A 26581-nucleotide genomic window follows, 5' to 3' on the forward strand; every position below is an offset into this window, starting at 1 on the left:
TCGCCCTCACTCCTCGGGAAGTACGGTGGCCGCGGGGCCGCCGAAGGTCGTGGTGGTCAGTGAGGCCAGCGGCAGTCCGGCCCGGTCCGCGGCGGCGCGGATCCGCCCGGTCAGTTCCCCGTCGCCGTGCCGGGTCCGGTCGTAGACGGCGTACACCAGCGGCCCGGTCGAGCTCAGGCCGCCCCCGGCGGCGCCTTCGGCGCGCATCAGACCGACCAGCGGCCGCCACCGGCGCAGCTCCGGCCGCTGCCAGTGGGCCTGCTTCCACCCGATGTCCTGAAGCCGGGTGAGACCGTCACCGAAAGCGGCCAGGTCGCCCTCCTCCAGGGCGGGCAGCAGCCCCATGAGCACGGTGTGCGCGACCGCCTCGACGGCGGGCAGCGGCACCGGGGTGTGCGCGGCCATGAAGTCCCGTTCGGCCACGCCCTCCAGACCCCGGACACCCTCCGGCATGGCCAGCACCACGCCCCAGTGGGCGGGCGGGGTCCTGGCGTACAGCAGCGGGGGGACCGGCAGGCCCTCGGCGAAGCGGCTCGGCGCGAACGCCTCCTTGTCGCGGGTGCGGTGGCCGCCGTCCACGAGGAAGCCGCCGCGGGTGAAGGCGTGCACGCCGATGCCGGAGGTGCCGCCGCGTCCCGACAGCGCCGCCAGTTCCCGGTCGCCCAGGTCCAGGCCCTCCAGCTCCGCCAGACCGCGCAGCGCGGCGAGCCGCAGCTGGGTGCCCGAGCCGAGGCCGCTGTGGGCCGCGACCGTGGAGCGCACCCGGACCCGGGCCGGGGCCGGGACACCGAGGGCCGCGGCGGCGTGCCGCACCGCCGCGGCGGCCCGCTCGTTCCCCGCCCCGGCGGCCTCGTCCCGGTGCGGCGGTCCGCCGCGGGCCAGGACGAGGCGCAGTCCGGGGTCGGCCACCGCGAAGCCGACGCCGCCGTCGCGGCGGCCGGCCGCCCCGTTCATGTCGATGAGCGTGACATGCACCCGGGACGACGTCCGGACCTCCACCGCGTCGGGGACCGACGCCGCCCGGTGGCGGGGCAGGAGGGGGACTGGGTCAGCCGAGGTCGAGGACATCTGCGTACCCCTGAAGGTCCAGGTAGCCGTGGCCGCTGAGGCAGATGACGATGGTGCGCGGCCTGCCGCCCTGCTTGGCCTCGTCGATGGCGGCGAGGATGGCGTGGGAGCTCTCCGGCGCGGGCAGCACGCCCTCGGTGCGCAGGAACAGCCGACCGGCCTCGAAGACCTCCTGCTGCTCGAAGGAGCGCGGGGTGATCAGGCCGTGCTTGACGAGGCTGGAGAGGATCGGGGTCTTGCCGTGGTAGCGCAGACCGCCGGAGTGGATGGGCGGCGGCACGAAGTCGCTGCCGAGGGTGTACATCGGGATGCGCGGGGTCTGCCGCTCGTAGTCGGCCCAGTCGTAGCGGAACTCGCCGGTGGTGAGAGTGGGCACCGAGGCGGGTTCCGCGGCGATGCACAGCGGCCGGTCGTCACCCGTGACGAACGGGGCGACGAAGCCGGTGAAGTTGCTGCCGCCGCCGACGCAGCCGACCAGGACGTCGGCGCCGACGCCGGCCTGCGCGAGCTGTGCCTGGGTCTCCAGGCCGATGACGGTCTGGTGCATGGCCGCGTAGTACGACATGCAGCCGAGCGCCAGCCGGTGCGAGGGCTCGTGGCGGACCAGCTCGATGGCCTCCGCCATGCCGATGCCGAGGCTGCCGGGGCTGTCCGCGTCCTTGTCCAGCACGCCGCGGCCGGTCCTGGTGGTGCGGCTCGGCGAGGAGACGACCTCGGCGCCCAGCATCCGCATGAGGTTGCGCCGGTAGGGCTTCTCGTCGAAGCTCTTGCGGACCATGAACACCTTCAGCTTGATGCCGAAGGCGGCGCAGGCGAGGGCGAGGGCGGTGCCCCACTGGCCGGCGCCGGTGTCCGTGACGAGCGTCTCGACACCGTCCTGGGCGGCGTAGTACGCCTGCGCCAGCGCGGTGTTGAACTTGTGGCTGCCTCCGGGGTTGAGGTCCTCACGCTTGTAGAAGATCTGATGCGGGGTGTCGAGGTACTCCTCCAGGCCTTTGGCCCGGACCAGGGTCGAGGGCCGGTAGCGCCGGTAGGTGCGCAGCACCGGATCGGGCACCTCGATCCACGGGTCCGTCGCGTACCGGCCCTGCAGGAACTCGATCTTCAGGCACTCGGTGGGCCAGAGCCAGTCGTAGTCCTCGGTGAGCGCGGGCCGGTCCTCCGTGGAGTGCAGAGGGGGGTCGATGTCGTACGGCAGGTCGACAACGAGGTTGTACCAGCGTTGGGGCACCTCGTCCTCGGACAGGACGAAGCGGTTGGCTGTGGAACGCTCCTCGGCGATGGTCACCGTCACTCCCAAGAAGGTCGGTTGTCGGATCTGGTGGGTGGGGCCACCGGGAAGCGGCCACTGCGCACACCGGGACCGGTCCACCGTCCGCCCGCGGGTTCCGCTGGCTGCGGAACCGGTGCTGCGGAACTGCGCGGGGACCGTCACCGAGAGTCCCCTCGGACGGCGTTCCGTGGGAGGGCGTGGCGCCCGTCGGACCAGGTAACCGTGGGAGGGCGCGGCTTCGGTGCGTTCGTGCCGGGCCAGCGTGTCAGGTCGCCCCAGCACCCTCAAGAGGACCAATGTCCCATCGATGCGTCCCTGAAATCCGGCGGCGTCCGCGGTGTAATGTCCTTGGCTCGCAACTGGCCGAGGGGCCGTACTCCGCCTCGTGCACCGCATACGCACACGTCTTCCGCACCGCCTCGCCGGCCTGCGGTCACGGTGCTCATGGGCCGGTCCCCCACCGTAGCCACGACAGCGACACCGGCGGCAAGGAGAGCCCTGCGGATGCTCACGTACAAACCCCTGAACACTTCGTTCGGCGCCGAGGTGTTCGGCGTCGCACTCGACACCGCGGAGGCCGGGGCGCACGCGGAGGAACTCGTCCGGGCCCTGCACCGGCACCGGCTGCTGCTCTTCTCCGGCCAACGGCTCACCGTCGAGGCCCAGTTACGGGTCACCTCGCTCTTCGGCAGGCCGGCGCTCCCCTGGGACCCCACGCACGGGCACTCCGACAGTCCCTACGCCGAGGTTTTCGAGTCGTCGCCGCCCCGCGCCTACAAGCGGCCCGCCGAGCACTGGCACAGCGACGCCTCGTTCCTGCCGGAGCCCACCGACGCCACGTTGCTGTACGGGGTGGTGGCGCCCGCGGAGGGCGGCCGCACCCGGTTCAACGACGCCCGCGGCCCGCTCGCCGAACTGCCGCGGACGCTCCGGGAGCGTGTCGCCGGACTGCGCGCCGTGCACGACTTCGGACGGAACTTCTCGACGCTGCGGCAGGCCTCCTCGCGGGTGTCGCGGGCGGAGGCGGCCGCCGAGCGCGTGGCCTTCCCGCCGGTGACGCACCCGCTGGTGCGCCCGCACCCGGTCACCGGCGAGCCGGCCCTGTACCTCAACGAGATGTGCCTGGACCGGATCGAGGGCCTGCCGGAGGCCGAGAGCCGGAACCTGATCGAGGAGTTGTACGCGCACACCGTGCGGCCGCGGTGGCAGTACGCGCACGCCTGGCGCCCGGGTGACCTGCTGGTCTGGGACAACCCCTCGCTCCTGCACCGCGGCGAGGGCGTGCCGGCCGGGACGCGCCGCCTGGTCCACCGGACGACCGCCCGGTACAGCGGACGGGCCCTGTGATCCCGCAGTGGCGGCTGCCGGTCCGGCCTCACGGACTTCCCGGCACGCTCATCGCTTTCGACGGCGTCGACGGCAGCGGCAAGACCACCACCACCCGGACGACCCGGGCCTTCCTGCGGGCGCGCGGCCACACCGTCCGCGGCTTCAAACTGCCTTCCCGTGAGCTGAAGGCGAGCCGCTGGTTCAAGGAGTACAGCGCCGATCCCTTCGGCGCCGTGCGGACCGGCGAGGTCGACCCGCTCGCCATGTGCTGCACCGTGCTCGGGGACCGGCTGATGACCGTGCGGGCGCGCATCCTGCCCGCGTTGCGGGCCGGCCGGGTCGTCGTGGTCGACCGCTATCTCTTCACGCCGCTGGGCGAGCTGCTCGTGCACGGAGTGCCGGCCGGGGCACGCGCCGTGGTGGAACCGCTGATCGGCTGCTTCCCCGCGCCGGACCTCTCGGTGTTCACGACCGTGCCGGCGGACGTGGCCAGTGCCCGGGTGCGCAGCCGGGCCGCCGAACGCGACGACCCGCTGGCACTCGACGTGTACGAGCACCGGGTGGCGGCCTTCCGCCGACTGGCGCTGAGCAACAACGGCCTGCTCCTGGACACCTCGCTGGGGCAGCGCCGCACCTTCGAGGAACTCGTACCGCATCTGCCGAAGCCCTGAGGCGCGCGGCCCGGGATCCGCTCCACGCCTCTCTCTCCCCCCCCCACGTCCGCCGGCCGTACTCATGGAGCCTGCTCTGATGCCCTCCCCCCGCCCCCGACCACCGGGAACCGGTACGACACCGCGCCCGCGGCCCCGCCCGCAGGCCGAGTCCCGTGGAGATCCGCAGGTCCCGGCGGCCCGGCCGCAGACGGAACCGCTCAACCCGGGTCTGCTGCGTACCTTCCTTGAGGTCTACCGGACGGGCTCCTTCGGCCGGGCGTCCCGCCGGCTGCACATCTCGCAGCCCGCCGTGACCCATCAGATCCGGATGCTGGAGGAGCGGTTCGGGACACGGCTGTTCATCCGCCAGGCCACCGGGTCCAGGCCCACCTCGGCCGCCGACTCGCTCGCCCGGGACGCCGAAGGCCCGGTCGACGCCCTCGACTTCGTGGTGCGGCGCTATTCGGCCGACGGCGCCCCGGCCCGCCCGCTGCGGCTGGGTGCCCCGAGCGATCTGATCAGCGACCGGATCCTGCCGGTGCTGGCCGACATGCTCCGCGATCCGGTGCGTCTGCGCATCACTTCGGAGCTGTCCGACACACTGCTCGCGCAGCTGGCCGAGGGCGAACTCGACATCGTCGTCGCCCGGACGCGCCCCCGCGCCAAGGGCATCAGCGCGCTGCCCCTCTACGACGAGGAGTGCTGCCTGGTCGCCTCGCCCGGGGTCGCGCGCGCGATCCCGCGGGACCGGGCTCCGGGCGACGCCCCTCTGCCGGGTGGCCAGCGGCTGGTGACCTGCTCGGAGTACCTGCCGCTCGTCGACCACTACTGGTGGTCGGTCTTCCACACCGGGGCGGCCGCGACGCCTGCGGTGGTCCCCGACCACCGGGCCGTACTGGCCGCCGTCGAGGCCTCGGTCGGCCTCGCCGTGCTGCCCACGTACCTGTGTGCCGACGGCATCGCCCGGGGCGCGCTGGTGCCCCTGCTCAGACCCGAGATACCGCCGATCACGACGACGTACCTCGCCACCCGTGACGGCACCGCGACGCGTCCGCAGCTGGCCACCGCGCACAGCCGGCTCCTCGAGCACGGCCGCGGCTGGACCTGAGCGGGGACCTCGGGCGGCGGGAGGGCGGGGTGGTTCAGGACCGCCGGGCGACGATCAGTCCGTAGCCGATCTGCGGGAGTTCACCGAAACGTTCGATGATGTCGGCCGCCCGGTCGAGTTCCTCGCTCAGCGCGCCGTCGCTCGGTCTGTCCACCCGGCGGATGAGATCCGCCGCGACGGTGTGACTGCGGCGTACGTTCTCGCCGATGTCCAGTGTCTCCAGGACTTCGAAAGAGGCCCTGCGCATATGGGCGACGTATTCGTCGGCATTCCCGATCGGCGGAATCTGGAACAGCTTCCGGTTGTCCGCGACCATCTCGGCCTCACGGGCGTCGAGTTCGCCCTGCTGATAGGGGTTGGCCGTCACCAGAATGCCACCCGGACGTAACACGCGCGCCGCTTCGGCGAGGGCGGCGGCCCGGTCGGACATGTGCAGGAGACTCTCGATCGCGTACGCATGGTCGAAGTGCGCGTCGGGGAAGGGCAGGGCCATGCCGTCGCCTTGCAGGAAGGACACCTGGCGGGCACCGGTCCCGACCTCCGGCCGGGCGGCGGCGGTCTCCGCCTGCTGGGCGCTGATGGTGACGCCCGTGACGTGCACGCCCCAGGTGTGCGCGATCCGGACGGCGGGTTTGCCGCTGCCGCAGCCGATGTCCAGGACCCGGTCGCCCGGCGAGAGCGCGAGCCGGGTGCCGACCAGGTCGGTGAGCGCGTCGGTGGCCTGCTCGACGGTGGCGTCGTCCTCGTCGTCACGCCAGTAGCCCAGATGAATGTTTCCCCCCATCACCTCGGAGAGGAGATCTGTCGACTGGTCGTACATCGTTCCCACGTCCGCCGCGGTGGGCGCATACTGCTCGGTCAATTCGAGACACCTCTCCCGTTCGACTGCCGGCGCGTCCGCTCCACCCCCGGCCGGACAGGAAACTACAAACCGTCGAACTCATTTGTCAACGCGGCCTCCGCCGCCCGGTACGGCCTTCCGCTTCCATTGTTCCGGCTTTTTTCCACGGGCTCATAGCCTTGTTTATCGACCTCATGTGCCAGGTTATTGGACAGCACACGAGCGCGCCGGGTCTACTGACTTCGGTGATCTCGCCGGGTTTTCCCGAATGCAGTCGTGAGCGGTTCACGTCGCATTACCCGGTCCCTGTCGGGGACGGCCGTAATTCAGGTCCGGGACGTATCACGTGACATCGGCCCGTCGTCGGTTGTGGGGAGTTCTATGCGTTCCGGCCAGGCGTTCGTGCCCGAAGACACCTCCGCACCCGCCGATCCGATCGCCGTCGTGGGCCTGGCCTGCCGTTTCCCCGGTGCCCCGGATCCCACCGCCTACTGGGAGCTGATCAGCAACGGCCGCAGCGCGGTCACCGCGGTTCCGCCGGGCCGCCGCGGCTCCTCCGGCACCGGTGGTCTCGGCACCGGCGGCTTCCTCGACCACGTCGACCGGTTCGACCCGGACTTCTTCGACATCTCGCCCCGCGAGGCCGCCGCCATGGACCCGCAGCAGCGGCTCGCCCTGGAGCTGTGCTGGGAGGCGTTCGAGGACGCCGGTGTCGTGCCGGCCGATCCGCAGGCCCGGAACACCGGCGTCTTCGTGGGCGCCATGTGGGACGACTACGCCACCCTTCAGCACCGTCTCGGGGCGGCCACCCGGCACAGCATGACCGGCCTGCACCGCAGCATCATCGCCAACCGGGTCTCCTACGCCCTGGATCTGCGCGGGCCCAGCATGGTGCTCGACGCCGGGCAGGCGTCGTCCCTGCTCGCCGTGCACATGGCCGCCGAGAGCCTGCGCCGGGGCGAGGTGGGGCTTGCGCTGGCGGGCGGGGTGAACCTCGTGCTGGCGCCGGAGAGCACCCGGCGCTCCGAGACGTTCGGCGGGCTCTCCCCGGACGGCCGGTGCCACACCTTCGACGCCCGCGCCAACGGCTACGTGCGGGGCGAGGGAGCCGGGTTCGTCCTGCTCAAGCCGCTCTCCCGCGCGGTCGCCGACGGCGACCGCGTCCACTGTGTCGTGGAAGCCACCGCGGTCAACAACGACGGCGCCGGCGAAGGACTCACCGTGCCGACGGCACGGGCCCAGGAGGAGGTGCTGCGCACCGCCTACCGGAGCGCCGGCGTCGACCCCGCCGACGTGCAGTACGTCGAACTCCACGGCACCGGCACGAAGAAGGGCGACCCGATCGAGGCCGCCGCGCTCGGCGCGGTGCTCGGCGCGGCCCGGCGGCCCGGCACCCGGCTGCTGGTGGGGTCGGTGAAGACGAACATCGGCCACCTCGAGGCGGCCGCCGGGATCGCCGGTCTCATCAAGACGGCCCTGACCGTCAGCCATCGGAAGATCCCGCCCAGCCTCAACTTCGTGACACCCCGTCCGGAGATAGCCTTCGACGCCTGGAATCTGCGCGTCCCGCTCGCGCTGACCGGCCCGCCGGACCCGGACGGCCCGTTCATCGCGGGTGTCAGCTCCTTCGGCATGGGCGGCACCAACTGCCACGCGGTGCTCTCCGACCGCCGTCTCGCACCCACCGGGGACGGCAGGGCGCACGAGGTGAGCGGCGAAGCGTCGCGCGAGCGGTCCGCCGAGACCCGCCCACCGCTGCCCTGGGTGGTGTCAGGCCGGTCCCGGGACGCGCTGCGCGCCCAGGCGCGGCGGCTCGCCGCACGGGTCACCGCGCGTCCTGTGCCGGACACGGCGGCCGTGGGCCGCTCGCTCGCCGTGCACCGCACCGCGTTCGAGGAACGCGCAGTGGTCCTGGGCGACGACCGCGGTGAGCTCCTGAGCGGCCTGGACGCACTGGCCCGCGGGGTGCCCGCCGCGAACCTGGTACGGGGCTCGGCACGCGGCGCGGGCGGGACGGCGTTCCTCTTCACCGGTCAGGGCAGCCAACGCCCCGGAACGGGACGTCGACTGCACGCGGCGGTACCCGCGTTCGCCGAGGCGCTCGACGAGATCTGCGCCTGCCTGGACACCTTCACGCCCTGGCCCGTCAAGGACCTGCTCTTCGCGGAGCCCGGCAGCCCCGGGGCTGCGGCGCTGGACCGGACGGACGCCGCCCAGGCCACGCTGTTCGCGCTGGAGGTCGCGCTGGCCCGGCTGCTCCAGCGGTGCGGGCTGCACCCCGATCACCTGCTCGGCCACTCCGTCGGCGAACTGGCCGCGGCCCACGTCGCGGGGGTGCTCCCGCTGAACGACGCCTGCGCGCTGGTCGCCGCCCGTGGACGGCTGATGCAGCAGGCCACGCAGGGCGGCGCCATGGCCGCCCTGGAGGCCGGCGAGGCGGAGGTCGTCGCGGAGCTGTCGGACCGGGGCCTGGTGCGGCAGGTCTCGGTGGCCGCGGTCAACGGACCACGGGCCACCGTCGTCTCCGGTGACCTCGACGGCGTCGAGGACGTCGCCGCACGGTTCGCGGCCCGTGGGCGCAGGACCAAGCGGCTCAGGGTGAGCCACGCGTTCCACTCCCCGCACATGGACGCGGTGCTGGACGAGTTCCGCGCGCTCGCCGCGGAACTGGAGTACCACGCCCCGCGGATCCCGGTCGTCTCCAATGTCACCGGACGCCCGGCCACCGCGGACGAGCTGAGGTCGCCGGAGTACTGGACCCGGCACATCCGCAGCTCCGTGCGCTTCCACGACGGCGTCCGTGCGCTGCGCTCGGCCGGTGTCACCAGCTACCTGGAACTCGGTCCCGGCGGGCTGACGGCCATGACCCGCGAAAGCCTTGCCGACGGGGGTGCGCCGACCGGGGCCGCGGTCGTGCCGCTGCTGCGCGCGGGGCAGCCGGAGGACCGTACGGTCACCGCCGCGCTGGCCGAGGCGTTCGTGCGCGGCACGCCGGTGGACTGGGAGCCGCTCATCGGCTGGGCCGGCGCGCGCACCGACCTGCCCACCTACGCCTTCCGGCGGCGCTCCCTGTGGCTCACCACGACGGCCCGGCCGGACGGGGCACCGCCTGTCGACGCCACGCCCGACGCCGACGCCGGCACCGCGCCGCCCCGGGAGCCCGCCACCACGACCACTGCCGCCGTCCGGCCCGCCGCCGTGCCGGAGCTGGTCAGGGCCTGTGCGGCGGCAGTCCTCGGACATCTCTCGTCCCGCACGGTCGACGGCGGCCGGACCTTCAAGGAACTGGGCTTCGACTCGCTCACCGCGGTGGAGTTCCGCGACCGCATCGCCGAGGCGACCGGGCTGGCGCACCTGGCACCCACTCTGATCTACAACCACCCCACGCCCGGTGACCTGGTGGAGTTCCTCAGGGCCGAGCTGTCGGGCGACCGGCCGGCCGCCGCGAGCCCGGTGGCGGTGACCGCGGGTTCCGACGAACCGGTCGCCATCGTCGGCATGGGCTGCCGGTACCCGGGCGACGTGCGCTCGCCCGAGGACCTGTGGCAGCTGGTCGCGGAGGGCAGGGACGCCGTCTCGGCCTTCCCGGCCGACCGGGGCTGGAGCACCGACGAGTTGCGCGATCCGGAGAACCCGGCGGTCCGGTACGCCCGGGAGGGCGGATTCCTCTACGACGCGACCGCCTTCGACAACGCGTTCTTCGGGATCAGCCCGCGCGAGGCACTCGCCATGGACCCGCAGCAGCGCCTGATGCTGGAGACCTCCTGGGAGGCACTGGAGCGGGCCGGGATCGATCCGCTGTCCCTGCGGGGCTCCCGGACCGGGGTGTTCGCGGGGGCGACGGCCCAGGACTACGGGCCCCGGCTGGGCGAACCGGCCGAGGGCGGCCAGGGGTTCGCGCTGACCGGGAACACCGCGAGCGTCATCTCGGGCCGGGTCGCGTACGCACTCGGTCTGGAAGGCCCGGCGGTCACCGTGGACACCGCCTGTTCGGCCTCGCTCACCGCGCTGCATCTGGCGCGCCGGTCGCTCCAGAGCGGTGAGTGCACGCTGGCGCTGGCCGGCGGTGTGACGGTGATGGCGACGCCGGGGATGTTCGTGGAGTTCGCCCGGCAGCGGGGGCTGGCGCCCGACGGCCGCTGCAAGCCGTTCGCGGCGGCGGCCGACGGCACCGGCTGGAGCGAAGGCGTGGGCGTGCTGGTGCTGGAGCGGCTGTCGGACGCCCGGCGTCACGGCCACCGGGTACTGGCGCTGGTGAGAGGCTCGGCCGTCAACCAGGACGGTGCGAGCAACGGCCTGACGGCGCCGAACGGCCCGTCGCAGGAGCGGGTGATCCGGCAGGCGCTGGCCGACGCCGGGCTCGCCCCCCAGGATGTCGACGCGGTGGAGGCGCACGGCACCGGCACCCGGCTCGGCGATCCGATCGAGGCGCAGGCGCTGGTGGCGACGTACGGACAGGACCGCGCGGACCGCGGGCCGCTCCGGCTCGGCTCGGTGAAGTCGAACATCGGGCACACCCAGGCCGCCGCCGGGGTCGCCGCGGTGATCAAGACGGTGATGGCGCTGCACCACGGTGTACTGCCGCGGAGCCTGCACATCGGCGAGCCGACCCCGCACGTGGACTGGAACGCGGGCGCGGTGGCGCTGCTGCGGGAGCCGGTGCCCTGGCCGGTGGTGCAGGGCCGGGTGCGCCGGGCGGGCGTCTCCTCGTTCGGGATCAGCGGTACCAATGTGCACGCCGTCCTCGAAGAGGCCCCGGCCGACCCGGCTCCCGTCGGCAGCGGGGAGCCGCGGTCCGCCGGTCCGGGCCGGCGGACCGGCGGTGCCCGGGCGGTGCTGCCGTGGACGCTGTCGGCGAAGACCTCCGAGGCCCTGCGCGCGCAGGCGGCCGGCCTGCGGGCCCACCTCGGCGGCCCCGGACGGGCCGGCGCCACCGCCGCCGACATCGGGTTCTCGCTGGCCACCACGCGGGCCGCGTTCGAGCACCGCGCCGTGCTGATCGGCGCCGACGGGCCGCAGCTGCACGCCGCGCTGGAGGCGCTGGTGCGGGACACCCCCTCGGAGCGGGTGGTGCGGGGCACCGCGGTGGGCGGCACCGAGACCGTGTTCGTCTTCCCCGGCCAGGGGGCCCAGTGGGCCGGGATGGCGAAGGAGCTGCTGGACACCTCCGAGGTGTTCCGGGAGCGGATCGAGGAGTGTGCGACGGCGCTCGCACCGGTCGTGGACTGGTCGCTCCTGGACGTGCTGCGGGGCGCGCCGGGCGCGCCGGCGCTGGAGCGGGTCGACGTCGTGCAGCCGGCGCTGTTCGCGGTGATGGTGTCGCTCGCCCGGCTCTGGGAGGCGCACGGCGTGCGCCCCACCGCGGTGCTCGGGCACAGCCAGGGCGAGATCGCCGCGGCCTGTGTGGCGGGCGGGCTGACGCTGGCCGACGCCGCGCGGATCGTCGCGCTGCGCAGCCGGGCGCTGACCGCGATCTCCGGTCCGGGAGGCATGGTGTCCGTGTCGCTGCCGGCCGAACGGGTGCGCAGGCTGCCGTGCTGGGACGGGCGGCTGGACCTCGCGGTGATCAACGGACCGTCGTCGGTGGTGGTCTCCGGCGAACAGCGGGCGCTGACGGAACTGCTGGAGCAGTGCGCCGCCGAGGGCGTCCGGGCCAAGCGGATCCCGGTGAGCTACGCGGCGCACTCCGCGCAGGTCGAGGCGATCCGCGAACGGCTGCTGGAAGCGCTGCGCGAGATCGAGCCCCGCGCCGGCGACATCCCGTTCTACTCGACGGTGACCGGGGAACTCCTCGACACCCGTGCGTTGGACGCCGCGTACTGGTACCGCAACCTGCGGGAACCGGTCCACTTCGAGCGGACGATGGGGACGGTGCTGGCCAAGGGGCACACCCTCCTGATCGAGATGAGCCCGCACCCGGTGCTGAACGTGGGGGCGCTGGACGCCATCGAGACCTTCGGCGGTTCGGGCGCGTTCGTGGGTTCGCTGCGCCGCGGGGACGGCGGCCCCGAACGGTTCACGACCTCGCTCGCGCAGGCGTACGTCCTCGGGGCGCCGGTGGAGTGGCGGACGGTGTTCGCCGGGTCCGGCGCGGCCCGTGTCGACCTGCCGACCTACGCCTTCCAGCGCCACCGGTTCTGGCCGCAGGCGCCCGTCGCCGAGCCGGAGCGGGACAGGGGCGACGGTCCGGAGCGACGGTTCTGGGAGGCGGTGGAGCGGGGTGACGCCGCGGGGCTGGTCGCCGAGGTCGGCGGCGGCGGATCGGACGCTCTGCACGCTCTGCTGCCCGCGCTCGGTGCCTGGCGCCGACGGCAGCGCGCCGGGGACGCCGCCGCCGACCGGCGGTACCGGATCGCCTGGCAGCCCGTGTCCGGGACGCCGGCCGCGGTGCTGGACGGCCGGTGGATCGTGGTCGCCGCGGAGGAGGCCGGGCCCGGGCAGCTGCCGGTGTCGGTCGCGGACGTACTGGGCCGGAACGGGGCGCAGGTGGTGCCGCTGACGGTGGCGCCGGGGACCGGACGGAGCGAACTGGCCCGGCTCCTGCGGTCGGTGGCCGCCGAGGGGCCGGAGCCGGCCGGTGTGCTGGTCCTGCCCGCGCCGGAGACGGAACCGGTGCTCCCCTCCGCGTCCGGGGACCTCACCCGCGTCCTGACCCTGCTCCAGGCACTCGGCGAGTCCGGACTCACCGCCCGGATGTGGTGCGTGACCCGGGGCGCGGTGACGGCCGACGCCGGGGACCCGGTGACCACGCCCGCGCAGTCGCAGCTCTGGGGGCTCGGCAGGGTCGCCGCGGTGGAGCTTCCCGAGCGCTGGGGCGGCCTTGTCGATCTGCCTCCGCAGCCGGACGCACGGATCCTGGGCCGGCTGCCGGCCGCGCTGGCCGCCCCGGCCGGCGAGAACCAGCTGGCGCTGCGCGCCTCGGGCACGTTCGCCTGCCGGCTGGTGCGCGCGCCGCGGCCGGACGCCTCCGGCGGGCGGCCGTGGACGCCCGCCGGCACCGTGCTCGTCACCGGCGGTACCGGAGCACTCGGCGCGCACGCGGCACGCTGGCTGGCCGGGAACGGGGCCGCGCACCTGGTGCTGGTCAGCCGCGGCGGGCCGAGGGCGGCGGGCGCCGCCGAGCTGGAGGCCGAGCTGACCGGGCTCGGTGTCCGGGTCACCGTCGCCGCCTGCGACGTCGCCGACCGGGAGGCACTCGCCGGACTGCTGCGGACGCTGGACGCGGACGGCAGTCCGGTCGGCGCGGTGGTGCACGCGGCCGGGGTGATCGAGAGCGTCCCGCTCGACACACTCACCCCGGACGGCCTCGCCGGGGTGCTGCGGGCGAAGGCCGACGCCGCCCAGCACCTGCACGACCTCACCCGCGACCGGGAGCTGGCGGCGTTCGTGCTGTTCTCCTCGGTGTCGGCGCTGTGGGGCAGCGCCGGTCACGCCGGGTACGCGGCGGCCAACGCCTTCCTGGACGGCCTGGCCGCGTACCGCAGGGCGCAGGGCCTGACGGCGAGCTCCGTGGTCTGGGGGCCGTGGGAGGGCGCCGGCATGACGGCGCGCGACGGCCTGGGCGAGGCGGTGGCCCGGCAGGGCATCCGGCTCCTGGAGCCCGGCGAGGCGGTCGAGAGTCTGCGGCACTGCCTCGCCGACGGCCCCGCACCGGTCGTCGCCGACGTCGACTGGGAGACGTTCTTCCCGGGCTTCTCGGCGGCGACACCGAGCCGGCTCCTCGCCGAGCTGCCCGAGGTGCGCGCACTGCTGCGCGGCGCCCGCCCGCGCTCCGAGGACGCGGCCACCACCGCGACCACGGTGCGGGAACTGGCCGGGGCGGAGCCGGCCAGGCGCCGGGAGGCGGTCTCCGCGCTCGTCCGCGCCCAGGTGGCGGCCGTCCTGGGCCACGCCGACGAGAGCCGGATCGGCGACCGTGCCCCGTTCAAGGAACTCGGCGTCGACTCGGTGATCGCGGTCGAGCTGCGCAACCGCCTGCGGGACCGTACCGGGCTGGGCCTGCCGGTGACCGTGGTCTTCGACCATCCGTCGCCGACCAGGCTGACGGACTTCCTGCTGGAGACGGCCTTCCCCCAGGACGCCGGCGAGCGGGCCGGGCCCGCGGACCCGGCCGGCGCACGGGAGAGGGAGCGGGCCCGGCAAACGCACGACGCGGAACAGCAGATCAACGACATGCCCGTCGACGACCTGGTGCGGCTCATGCTCGGCGAGGAGTAGCCGCGGCGCGGCAGCCGCACCCGGAACGTTCCCCCTTCCCCTGGAAACCGATCTGTGAGGGATCATGGCCACTTCGCCGGACAGGATCGTCGACGCCCTGCGCACCTCCATGAAGGAGACGGAGCGGCTGCGGCGGGAGAACGAGGAACTGGCCGCTGTCCGGCACGAGCCGATCGCGATCGTCGCCATGGGCTGTCACCTCCCGGGCGACATCCACGGCCCGGAGCAGTTCTGGCAGCTCCTGGCGGCAGGCGGCGACGCGGTGGCCGGGTTCCCGACCGACCGGGGCTGGGACCTCGACGCGCTCTTCGACCCGGACCCGGACCAGCCCGGCACCGTGTACACCCGCAACGGCGGGTTCCTCACCGATGTGGCCGGGTTCGACGCCGAGTTCTTCGGGATCAGCCCGCGCGAGGCGGTGGCCATGGACCCGCAGCAGCGGCTGCTGCTGCACACCGCGTGGGAGACGGTCGAGCGGGCCGGCATCGACCCGACGACCCTGCACGGCAGCCGTACCGGGGTCTACCTGGGAACCGCGTTCCAGGACTACGCGACCCGGGTCCGGCCGGCCGAACTCGGCGAGCACGAAGGGTACTTCCTCACCGCGGGTGCGGCGAGCGTGCTCTCCGGCCGGATCTCGTACACGCTCGGTCTGGAGGGCCCCGCGGTCACCTACGACACCGCCTGCTCGGCGTCGCTGGTGGCGCTGCACGGGGCCTGCCAGGCGCTGCGCCGGGACGAGTGCTCGCTGGCGCTGGCCGGCGGTGTCACCCTCATGACCACACCCGCCCAGCTGCAGGGCTTCAGCCGGCAGCGCGGGCTGTCCGCGGACGGCCGGTGCCGTTCCTTCGCGGCCGCGGCGGACGGCACCGGCCTCTCCGAGGGCGTCGGGGTGGTACTGCTGGAGCGGCTGGCCGACGCACGGCGGCTCGGCCACCGGGTGCTGGCCGTGGTCCGTGGCAGCGCGACCAACCAGGACGGTGCGAGCAACGGCCTGGCCGCGCCGAACGGCCCGTCCCAGGAGAGGGTGATCCGCCAGGCGCTGGCCGACGCCCGGCTCGCCCCCGGCGACGTCGACGCGGTGGAGGCGCACGGCACCGCGACCGCCCTCGGCGACCCGATCGAAGCCCAGGCCCTGCTGGCCGCCTACGGCCAGGAGCGTGCCGAACCGCTGCTGGTGGGCTCGGTGAAGTCCAACATCGGGCACACCCAGGCGGCGGCCGGCGTCGTAGGCGTCATCAAGACGGTGCTGGCGATGCAGCACGGGGTGCTGCCGGCCAGCCTGCACATCGACGCGCCGACGCCGCACGTCGACTGGGAGTCGGGGAGTCTGCGGCTGCTGACCCGGGCGACCGACTGGCCGGACACCGGCCGGCCCCGGCGCGCCGGGGTGTCGTCCTTCGGCATCAGCGGCACCAACGCCCATGTCGTCCTGGAGCAGGCGCCACCCGCCGACGCCGGTCCCGGCGCTCCCGTCGCGCCGCTGCGGGCGGTGCCGTGGATGCTGTCCGCCCGCGACGACAAGGCCCTGCGGGACCAGGCGCGCGCCCTGCTGGCCTGGCTGGCCGAGCGTGGCCCGCTCGGCGCCGCGGAGATCGGGCACGCGCTCACCACCGCCCGGACGGCGTTCGCGCACACGGCCGCCGTCGTCGTGGCGGGCGGCCCGGACCGGCCCGGCGAGCTGGCCGGGGAGCTGACGCGGGGACTGGCGGCACTCGCCGAGGGCCGCCCCGATCCGCGGGTCGTGCTCGGCACGGCGCCCCCTGGCAGGCTCGCGTTCCTCTTCACCGGCCAAGGCAGTCAGCGCGTGGGCATGGGCCGTGCCCTGCACGCCTCCTCCCCCGTGTTCGCGGAGGCGTTCGACGCGGTGTGCGCGGCGCTCGACCCGCATCTGGACCGGCCGCTGCGCGACGTGGTGTTCGGGACGGCAGCGGACGCCGAGGGGCTGCTGGACCGGACCGGGTACACCCAGCCCGCGCTCTTCGCGCTGGAGGTCGCGCTCTTCCGGCTGTTCGCCCATTGGGGACTGCGCCCGGACCGGGTGACCGGCCACTCCGTCGGCGAGGTGGCCGCCGCGCACGTGGCCGGTGTGCTGTCGCTGCCGGACGCGGCGGCGCTGGTGGCGGCACGCGGCCGGCTGATGCAGGCGCTGCCGGAGGGCGGTGCCATGGCCGCCGTGCAGGCCACCGAGGAGGAGGTGGCGCCGCTGCTGGCGGAGCACGCCGGCCGGCTGGACCTGGCAGCGGTGAACGGCCCGTCCTCGGTCGTGGTCTCCGGAGAGGCGCAGGCGGTCCGCGAGGTCGCCGCGCACTTCGCCGCGGCCGGCCGCAGGACCAAGGAGCTGACGGTCAGTCATGCCTTCCACTCGCCGCTCGTCGACGCCGTGCTGCCGGAGTTCCGGCGCGTGGTGGCCGCCTTGTCCTTCCACCCTCCGGCCGTCCCGGTGGTGTCGGCCCTCACCGGCGAGGAGGTCACGGCCGAGGAGATCGGCGATCCGGAATACTGGGTGCGGCAGGCCCGCGGCACCGTACGGTTCGCGGACGCCGTCCGCACCCTGGCGGACGACGGCGTGCGTACCTTCCTGGAGCTGGGCCCCGACGGGGTGCTGACGGCCATGGGCCGGGACACCGTCACCGCGGCCGACGCCGAGCTGGTCCCGGCGCTGCGCGCGGGCCGGGACGAGGAGCTCGCCGTCACCACCGCGCTCGCCCGGCTGCGCACCCGGGGCGTGCCGGTGGACTGGACGTCGTTCTGGGCCGCGCCGGGCGCCTGCCCGGCCGCGCTGCCCACCTATGCCTTCCAGACGCGCCGGCACTGGCTGGACGTCCCGCCGTCGGCCGCCGTGCACTCCGCGGGGCTGGTCACGGCCGGGCACCCGCTGCTGGGCGCGGTGGTGTCGCTCGCCGACGACGAATTGGTCCTCACCGGGCGGCTGTCGACCGGTGTGCACGGCTGGCTCGGCGACCACCGGGTGTTCGGCCAGGCTCTGCTGCCCGGCACCGCCTTCCTCGAACTGGCCCTGCACGCAGGCGAGCGGACCGGCCACGAGCAGGTCGCGGAACTGACGTTCCACACCCCGCTGGTCCTGCCCGACGGAGCCGCGGCCGCGCTCCAGGTGCGGGTGGGGGCCCAGGACGGGTCCGGGCGGCGGTCGCTGGACATGCGGTCCCGGCCGGACGGCGCGGCGGACGACGAGCCGTGGACCACGCACGCCACCGGAGTGCTCGCGCGCGCCGCCCTCCCCGCGGCCGGGGACCTGTCCGTATGGCCTCCGCCGGGCGCGGAGCCGGTGGACGTCAGCGGGCTCTACCCGCTGATGGCGGAGACCGGCCTGGCGTACGGGTCGATGTTCCGGGGGCTGCGGGCGGCCTGGCGGCGGGACGGGGAGCTGTTCGTGGAGGCCGGGCTGCCGGACAGCGCCGGAGCGGGGGAGTTCGGGGTGCACCCGGCGCTGCTGGACTCGGTCCTGCACGGGGTCGCCCTGGGGGTCGTCACCCCCGGCTGGGACCGGGCCCTGCTGCCGTTCGTCTGGCGCGGGGTCGCCCGGCACGCGGTCGGCGCCCCGGGGCTGCGGGCGCGGCTGGCGCCGGCCGGCCCGGACACGGTCTCGGTGCTGGCGGCGGACGGGACGGGCAGCCCCGTGCTGTCGGCCGACGCGCTGGTGCTGCGCCCGGCCTCCCGCGACCGGGTCGAGGCGGCCGCCGGCACCGTCCGTGACCGCATGTTCCAGGTGACCTGGGAGCCCCTCACCGCTCCGCCGGCGAGCGCCGTCGCGTCCGCGGACCCGGCAGGGTCCGCCGCCCCGGACGCGGCCTCCGCCTGGGCGGTCGTCGGCGACGGCGGGCCGCGGCCGGGTCCGTGGGCCGCCACCGCGCCCGCCGGTGTCCACCCGGACCTGGACGCCCTGGCACGCGCGGACCGGGCGGGGCGCCCGGTCCCGGGCACCGTGCTGGTGCCGTGCTCCCGCGGCGCAGCCGACGCCGGCGCCGACACGGTGCGTTCGACCGTCCACCGGACGCTCGACCTGGTCCAGCGCTGGCTGGCCGACGACCGGTTCGCCGCGTCGCGGCTGGTCCTCGTGACGCGGCGGGCCGTCGCGGTGGCCCACCAGGATGTCCCCGACCTGGCGCACAGCGCCGTCTGGGGACTGCTGCGCACCGCCCAGTCCGAGCACCCCGGCCGGTTCGGGCTGCTCGACCTGGACGACCGGGACGACGCCTACGGCCTGCTGGCCGAGGCCGTCGCCACCGGCGAGCCGCAGCTGGCGGTGCGCGACGGCGCCCTCCGCGTCCCCCGGGTGGCCCGCCGGCGCCCGGACCGCGCGTTGCCCGTACCGGCCGCACCGGCCTGGCGGCTGACCGCCGGCGGCGACGGCACCCTCGACGGCCTCGCCCTGCTGCCCTGCCCGGAGGCCTCCGCGCCACTGGCCCACGGCCAGGTGCGGGTGGCGGTCCGGGCGGCCGGGCTGAACTTCCGGGACGCGCTCACCGCCCTCGGCATGTACCCGGGCGAGGCCGCCCCCCTGGGTGTGGAGGGCGCCGGAGTGATCGTGGAGACCGGCCCCGGGGTGACCGCGCTCGCGCCCGGCGACCGGGTCCTCGGCCTGATCCCCGGCGGGATCGGCCCGCTCGCGGTGACGGACGGGCGACTGCTCGCCGGCGTCCCGGACGGCTGGTCCTTCACCCAGGCGGCGTCGGTGCCCGCGGTCTTCCTCACCGCGTACTACGCGCTCACCTCCCTCGCGGAGCTGCGCCCCGGCACATCGGTGCTGGTGCACGCCGGAACCGGCGGCGTCGGTACGGCCGCCGTGCAGCTGGCCCGGCACCTGGGTGCCGAGGTGTACGCGACCGCCGGTCCCGCGAAGTGGGACGCGCTGCGGGCTGCGGGTCTGGACGACGCGCACATCGCGTCGTCGCGGACGCTGGAGTTCGAGGAGAAGTTCCGGCGCACCAGCAAAGGCCGGGGCGTGGACGTCGTCCTCGACTCGCTCGCGGGCACGTTCGTCGACGCGTCGCTGCGGCTGCTGGCTCCGGGGGGCCGGTTCCTGGAGATGGGCAAGACCGACGTCCGGGACCCCGCGGCGGTGGCGGCGGCCCACGACGGGGCGTCCTACCGGGCATTCGACCTCGTCGAAGCCGGCCCCGACGCGATCCGGGCGATGCTGGCGGAGGTACTCGCCCTGTTCGCGCGCGGAGTGCTCCGGCCACCGCCGCTGACCACCTGGGACGTCCGCCACGCGGCCGACGCCTTCCGGTTCGTCAGCCAGGCCCGGCACATCGGCAAGGTGGTGCTCACCGTGGCGCCGGAGCTCGACCCGGCGGGAACGGTGCTGATCACCGGCGGGACCGGCGCCCTCGGCTCGGCGGTCGCCCGCCGTCTGGTGGAACGGCACGGGGTACGGCACCTGCTGCTGACCGGCCGCCGGGGCGCCACCGCCCCCGGCGCCGACACCCTGGTGAGCGACCTCACCGCGCGGGGCGCCGAGGTCACCGTGGCGGCCTGCGACGTCCGCGACCGGAGCGCGGTCCGCCGACTGCTGGACGCGGTCCCCGCGGACCGGCCGCTGACCGGCGTCGTCCACACGGCCGGGGTGCTGGACGACGGCGTCCTGGCGGCGCTCACCCCCGGGCGGTTCGACACCGTGCTCCGCCCCAAGGTCGACGGAGCGCTGCTCCTCGACGAGCTGACCCGGGACGCGGACCTCGCCGCGTTCGTCCTGTTCTCCTCGACGGCCGGGGTGCTCGGCGGCGCCGGGCAGGCCAACTACGCCGCGGCCAACGCCGTCCTGGACTCTCTTGCGCATCGGCGCCGGGCCGCGGGACTGCCCGCCCTCTCCCTGGCCTGGGGGCCGTGGCAGGACTCCGGCAGCATGCTCGGCGGTCTGGGCGAGGTGGACCTGGTCCGGCTCGGCCGCACCGGTCTGGTGCCGCTCCCGGACGAAGAGGCCCTGGACCTCTTCGACACCGCCCTCGCGTCGGCCGAGGCCGCCCTGATCCCGGCCAAGGTGGACACCGCGGTGCTGCGCCGGACGGCGGCCGACGAGGTGGCGCACCTGCTGCGCGGACTCGCCGGGAAGCCGCAGCGGCGGGCCGGCCGCGAGGCGGCGAGGCCCGCCGCGGCCGCCGCGCTGCGGGACCGGCTGGCCGCGGCGTCCGAGGAGGAGCGGGAGCGGATCCTGCTCGACCTGGTGCGGAGCCACGCCGCGACGGTGCTGGGCCACACCGACCTCGCGCTGGTCGCCCCGGGGCTCGCCTTCAAGGAGCTGGGCTTCGACTCGCTGACCGCTGTCGAACTGCGCAACCGGCTGGGCGGCGCCCTCGGCACCCCGCTCTCGTCCACCGTGGTCTTCGACCATCCGGCGCCCCTCACCCTCGCCCGGCACCTGCACGCCGAACTGCGGGCCGGACTCGGGTCCGGGCCACGCGGCGCCGGGACGGCCGACGTCGCGACCGCCGCCTCGGCCGCCGGGACCGGGACCGGGACCGGCACCGGGGCCGACGAGCCGATCGCGATCGTGTCGATGAGCTGCCGCTACCCCGGCGGCATCGCGTCCCCGGAGGACCTGTGGCGGCTCGTCGTGGACGAGGCCGACTCGGTCACCCCGTTCCCCGCCGACCGTGACTGGGACACGGAGGTCCTGTACGACCCGGACTCCACCCGGCCGGGAACGACGTACGTACGGGTGGGCGGGTTCCTCGACGACGCCGCCCGGTTCGACGCCGGGCTGTTCGGTATCAGCCCCCGGGAGGCGTTGGCCATGGACCCCCAGCAGCGGCTGCTGCTGGAGACCTCCTGGGAGGCGGTGGAGCGGGCCGGGATCGACCCGACGTCCCTGAAGGGCAGCCCGGTGGGCGTGTTCGTCGGAGCCGCCGCGCAGGGCTACCCCTCCGATCCACGGCAGGCCCCCGAGGATCTGGGCGGCTACCTGCTGACCGGCAGCACGTCGAGCGTCATGTCCGGCCGGATCGCCTACGCCTTCGGGATCGAGGGCCCCGCGCTGACCATCGACACCGCCTGCTCGTCCTCGCTGGTGGCGCTGCACACGGCGGTACAGGCGCTCCGGCGGGGGGAGTGTTCCCTCGCCCTGGCGGGCGGGGCCGCCGTCATGGCGGTCCCCGACATCTTCCTGGAGTTCAGCCGGCAGCGTGGGCTGGCCCCGGACGGCCGCTGCAAGGCGTTCGCGTCGGCGGCGGACGGCACCGGCTGGGGCGAGGGGGTGGGTCTGCTGCTGCTGGAACGGCTGTCGGACGCCCGGCGCCACGATCACCCCGTCCTGGCGGTCGTACGGGGCTCCGCGATCAACTCGGACGGCGCGAGCAACGGCCTGACCGCGCCCAACGGGCCCTCGCAGCAGCGGGTGATCCGGCAGGCGCTGGCCGACGCCCGGCTGTCGGCCGGTGACGTCGACGCCGTGGAGGCACACGGCACCGGCACCCGGCTGGGCGACCCGATCGAGGCGCAGGCGCTGGCCGCGACGTACGGGCGGGAGCGGCCCGAGGACCGGCCGCTGCGGCTGGGCTCGGTGAAGTCGAACATCGGGCACACCCAGGCCGCCGCCGGGGTCGCCGGGGTCATCAAGATGGTGACGGCCATGCGGCACGGGCTGCTGCCCCGGACGCTCCATGTCGACCGGCCCACCCCGGAGGTCGAGTGGTCCGGGAGCGGGCTGGCGCTGCTGACCGCCGCCGAGCCGTGGCCGGAGACCGGCCGGCCGCGCCGGGCCGCTGTCTCGTCCTTCGGCATCAGCGGGACCAACGCCCACGTGATCATCGAGCAGGCCCCGGCCCCCGAACCGCCGGACGGCTCGGCGCCGGCGGTGCCCGCCCCCGCGGGCGCCCTGCCCTGGCCGCTCTCCGGGAAGACCCCGGAGGCGCTGCGTGCCCAGGCCCGCCGGCTGCTGGAGCGGCTCGGCGACGGGTCCGGGGCCGACCCCGCGGGCGTCGGCCGGGCGCTGGCCACCACCCGCGCCGCCCTCGACCACCGCGCCGTCGTGATCGGCGAAGGACGCCGGGAGCTGCTGGCCGGGCTGGCGGCGCTGGCCGCGGACCGCACGGAGGAGCACGACGGCGGCCGGGTCGTGCGGGGCGAGGCGCGCAGCCGCGGGAAGACCGTGTTCGTCTTCTCCGGTCAGGGCTCGCAGTGGGTGGGGATGGCCGCGGAACTGCTCGACGCCTCCGAGGTGTTCGCCGCCCGCGTCGCGGAGTGCGAGGCCGCCCTGGCGCCCTACGTGGACTGGTCGCTGACCGGGCTGCTGCGGGGCGCGGACGACGCGCCGTCGCCGGAGCGGGTGGACGTCGTGCAGCCCGCGCTGTTCTCGGTCATGGTGTCGCTGGCCGCCCTGTGGCACTCCTTCGGGGTCCGGCCGCACGCGGTGATGGGACACAGCCAGGGGGAGATCGCCGCCGCGTACGTGGCCGGGGCGCTCACCCTCGACGACGCGGCCCGCACGGTGGCGCTGCGCAGCCAGGCGCTGACCGCGCTCTCCGGGCAGGGCGGCATGGTCTCCGTGGCCCTGGGTGAGGACGCCGCCTCCGCGCTGGTGGCCCGGTGGCCGGGGCGGCTCTCCGTCGCCTCGGTCAACGGCGTCTCGTCCACGGTGGTCTCCGGCGAGATGGCGGCGCTGACGGAACTGGTGACGCACTGCGCGGCCGAGGGCGTCCGCACGCGGACCCTCCCGGTGGACTACGCCTCGCACTCGCCGCAGGTCGAACAGGTCCGCGAGCGACTGCTGCGGGAGCTGGCCCCCGTGGCTCCCCGCCCCGCGCGGACCCCCTTCTACTCCACGGTCACCGGCACGGAGCTGGACGCCACCGCGCTGGACGCCGCGTACTGGTACCGCAACCTCCGGCAGACCGTCCATCTGGAGCGGGTGACCCGGCTGCTCGTGGCGGAGGGCTTCGACGTCTTCGTCGAGTCCAGCCCGCACCCGGTGCTGACCGTGGCGATCCAGGAGACCGCGGAGGCCGCGGAGGCCGGTCACGCGGTCACGGTGGGTTCGCTGCGCCGCGACGACGGCGGTCTGCCCCGCTTCCTCGCCTCGGCCGCCGAACTGTACGTGGCGGGCGTCCCCGTGGACTGGTCGGACGCCGTCCGGGGCGCCGCTCCCGGCCCGACCGAGCTGCCGACCTATCCGTTCGGCGGCGACCGGTACTGGCTGCGGCGCTCCGGCGGGCCGGCGGACGTCGCCGCGGCGGGCCTCGGACGCAGCTCCCACCCGCTGCTCGGCGCCGTGGTGCCGCTGCCCGGACCGGCCGGCACGGTCCTCACCGGACGGCTGTCGACACGCGCCCATCCGTGGCTCGCCGACCACACGGTGCTGGACACGGTGCTCTTCCCGGGCACGGGACTGGCCGAACTGGTGCTGCGCGCCGCCGCGGAGACCGGCTGCGACACGGTCGAGGAACTCACCCTGCTGGAGCCCCTGGTCGTCGACCGGGAGACCGGCAGCCAGCTGCGGGTGACGGTCGAGGAACCCGACGGGGCCGGCCGCCGCGCCGTGGAGGTGCACGCGCGGCCGGAGGACACCGACGGGCCCTGGCTGCGGCACGCCGTCGGCGTGCTCGCCGTCCGCAGCGCGGCGGCGCCGGACACGCCCACCGGCCCCCCGCCGTCGGCGCAGACGCAGGACGTGCCGCTGGACGACGGGTACGCGGTGCTCGCCGCGGCCGGACTCGGCTACGGTCCCGCCTTCCAGGGGCTGCGCTCGGTGCGGCGGCACGGCCGGGACCTGTACGCCGAGGTCGCTCTGCCGGACGCCGGGCAGGCCCGGCACTACGGGGTGCACCCGGCGCTCTTCGACGCCGCCCTGCACGCGGTCGTCCTGGGCGGCCTGGTGGCCCACGCCGGCGAACCGCTGCTGCCGTACGCCTGGAAGGACGTCTGCCTGTACACCACGGGCGCGGCGGAGCTGCGGGTGCGGCTGTCGCCCGCGGGCCCGGACACGGTGTCCCTGACGGCGACCGACCCGTCCGGCGCCCCGGTGCTCTCGGTCGGCTCGCTGATGGTGCGGCCGGTGGCGCCGGGCCGGATCGAGAGCGCCCGCGGCGGGCAGCGCCGTTCCCTGTTCCGGATCACCGACGAGCGCATCGCCCTGCCGGGTGGCGGCACACCCGCGGCGGACGGCTGGGCCGTGCTCGGGGACGGCCTCGGCCTGCGGGCCGCCGCGGAGGCGTCCGGCATCCGGTACGACGGGTACGAGAGCCTGGACGCACTGGCCGACGCCGTCGCCGCCGGGGCGGCGCCACCCGCGGTGGTCCTGGTGCCCTGCCCGGAGGACGGCCCGGGGCAGGCCCCGGGAACAGCGGATCCGCGGACAGCGGATCCGGGCGAGGCGGCGGACCTCGCCGACGCGGCCCGGACCGCCGTGCACCGTGCGCTCGCACTGGCCCAGCGGTGGCTGGCCGACGAGCGGTTCGCCGCGTCGCGGCTGGTCCTCGTCACCCGGGGCGCCGTGCCGGCCGGCGACGACGTGCCGCACGACCTCCGGCACGCCCCGCTGTGGGGCCTGATCCGCTCGGCGCAGTCGGAGCACCCCGGCCGCTTCGGTCTGCTGGACGTCGACGCCCTGGACGGCACCGGGGACAGCGCGAGCGCCGGTGTGACATCGGCGGCGGTGCTGCCGGCCGCGCTGTCCTGCGGCGAGCCCCAGCTGACCGTCCGCCGGGGCGTGGTGTGCGCGCCACGGCTCGCCCGGGTCACGGCGGAGGTCGCCCCTCCCGCCACCGGGCCCCGGTTCGCGCCCGGCGGCACGGTGCTGATCACCGGTGGGACCGGCGGCCTCGGCGCGCTGGTCGCCCGCCATCTGGTGACCGCGCACGGCGTGACGGAGCTGCTGCTCACCAGCCGTAGCGGTACCGCCGCGGCGGGCGCCGCCGAGCTGACCGCCGACCTCGCCGCGCGGGGTGCCCGGGTGGTGGTGGCGGCCTGCGACGTCGCCGACCGGGAGGACCTGGCCGGGCTCCTCGCCCGGATCCCCGCGGACCGGCCGCTGACCGCGGTGTTCCACGCCGCCGGCGTGCTGGACGACGGCGTGCTCACCTCGCTGACCTCGGACCGGATCGACGAGGTGCTGCGGCCCAAGGTCGAGGGCGCGCTGCACCTGCACCGGCTCACCCGGGACGCCGGCCTGTCGGCTTTCGTGCTGTTCTCCTCGGCCGCCGGTGTACTGGGCAGCGCCGGGCAGAGCGGCTACGCCGCGGCCAACACGTTCTTGGACGCGCTGGCGCACCGCCGACGGGCCGACGGCCTGCCGGGGACGTCGCTGGCATGGGGGATGTGGGAACAGCGCAGCGGTCTCACCGGCGGACTGTCCGACACCGGTCTGCGGCGGATGGTCCGGTCCGGGGTCGGACAACTGCCCACCCGGGAGGGCCTGGAGCTGCTGGACGTGGCGCTCGGCGCCCCGGACGCGGTACTGGTGCCGATGCGTCTGGACCCGGCGCCCCTGCTCTCCGAAGGAGAACCCGAGCTGGTGCCCGCGGTGCTGCGCGCGCTGGTCCGGGTCACACGGCGCAGCGGCGCAGCGGGCCAGGAGTCCGGCGGGCACTTCGCCGACCAGGTGGCGGCGCTCCCCGCCGAGGAGCGGGACCGGGCGTTCCTGGAACTGGTCCGGCGGAAGGCCGCCACGGTGCTGGGACTCGCCTCCCCGGAGGCGGTCCAGGGCAGCCGGGGCTTCCTCCAGATGGGATTCGACTCGCTGACCGCGATCGAGCTGCGCACCCGGCTCGGCAGGGCCACCGGGCTGCGGCTGCCGGCGACGCTGGTCTTCGACCACAACACCCCCGAGCGGACCGCCCGGCACCTGCGTGAGCTGCTCTTCCCGCAGACCCGGGAGCCGACGGAGGCGGAGGCCGAGGAACGGGAGTTCCGGGCGGCCCTGGCCGCGATCCCGATGGCCCGGTTCCGGCAGGCCGGCCTGCTGGCGACGGTGCTGGGGCTGGCCGCGGCGGACGGGGAGGCGCAGGCACCGGCGGACGGCACGGGCGGGGGGATCGACGACATGGACGTCGCCGACCTCGTCCGGACGGCCTTCGGCGCGGAGAAGCCCTGACCGATGCGCGACGGAGAGGGATCAGGATCATGACCACATCGTC

At 75.3% G+C, this 26581-nt stretch carries 8 protein-coding genes; 5 read left to right on the forward strand and 3 right to left on the reverse strand.

Annotated elements, in window-relative coordinates:
- Positions 1-6 precede the first annotated feature (6 nt).
- Both QFZ75_RS05335 and QFZ75_RS05340 read right to left on the reverse strand, forming a co-directional pair.
- The gene (locus tag QFZ75_RS05335; protein WP_307534261.1) at positions 7-1068 is read right to left on the reverse strand and encodes a beta-ribofuranosylaminobenzene 5'-phosphate synthase family protein; all 1062 of its coding nucleotides are present in this window, start codon (positions 1066-1068) and stop codon (positions 7-9) included.
- Complete coding sequence (locus QFZ75_RS05340) at positions 1049-2362, reverse strand: TrpB-like pyridoxal phosphate-dependent enzyme (RefSeq protein WP_307534262.1); 1314 nt, start codon at positions 2360-2362, stop codon at positions 1049-1051. Before QFZ75_RS05340 ends, QFZ75_RS05335 begins: the two co-directional genes overlap by 20 nt.
- Before the next feature lie 483 nt (positions 2363-2845).
- Between QFZ75_RS05340 and QFZ75_RS05345 the strand changes: the two genes are divergently transcribed.
- The 3 genes from QFZ75_RS05345 (at position 2846) to QFZ75_RS05355 (ending at position 5431) form a co-directional block, all read left to right on the forward strand.
- Positions 2846-3688, forward strand: coding sequence for a TauD/TfdA family dioxygenase (locus QFZ75_RS05345; protein WP_307534263.1), 843 nt, complete (start codon positions 2846-2848; stop codon positions 3686-3688).
- On the forward strand, positions 3685-4341 hold the full coding sequence (locus QFZ75_RS05350) for a hypothetical protein (protein ID WP_307534265.1): 657 nt from the start codon (positions 3685-3687) through the stop codon (positions 4339-4341). Before QFZ75_RS05345 ends, QFZ75_RS05350 begins: the two co-directional genes overlap by 4 nt.
- A 79-nt stretch (positions 4342-4420) precedes the next feature.
- Positions 4421-5431, forward strand: a complete 1011-nt coding sequence (locus QFZ75_RS05355; protein ID WP_307534267.1) for a LysR family transcriptional regulator — start codon at positions 4421-4423, stop codon at positions 5429-5431.
- A gap of 34 nt (positions 5432-5465) precedes the next feature.
- On the opposite strand, the gene QFZ75_RS05360 is transcribed toward QFZ75_RS05355, so the two are convergent.
- Positions 5466-6293 (reverse strand): methyltransferase domain-containing protein, encoded by an 828-nt coding sequence (locus QFZ75_RS05360; protein WP_307534268.1) that lies wholly within the window; start codon positions 6291-6293, stop codon positions 5466-5468.
- Positions 6294-6653: 360 nt separating this feature from the next.
- Here QFZ75_RS05360 and QFZ75_RS05365 point away from each other — a divergent pair, with 360 nt between their 5' ends.
- On the forward strand, positions 6654-14489 hold the full coding sequence (locus QFZ75_RS05365) for a type I polyketide synthase (protein WP_307534270.1): 7836 nt from the start codon (positions 6654-6656) through the stop codon (positions 14487-14489).
- Between the two features lie 64 nt (positions 14490-14553).
- Positions 14554-26538, forward strand: a complete 11985-nt coding sequence (locus QFZ75_RS05370) for an SDR family NAD(P)-dependent oxidoreductase (protein WP_307534272.1) — start codon at positions 14554-14556, stop codon at positions 26536-26538.
- The last annotated feature ends 43 nt before the right edge of the window (positions 26539-26581 follow it).

It is taken from the genome of Streptomyces sp. V3I8, assembly GCF_030817535.1.
GTDB lineage: Bacteria > Actinomycetota > Actinomycetes > Streptomycetales > Streptomycetaceae > Streptomyces.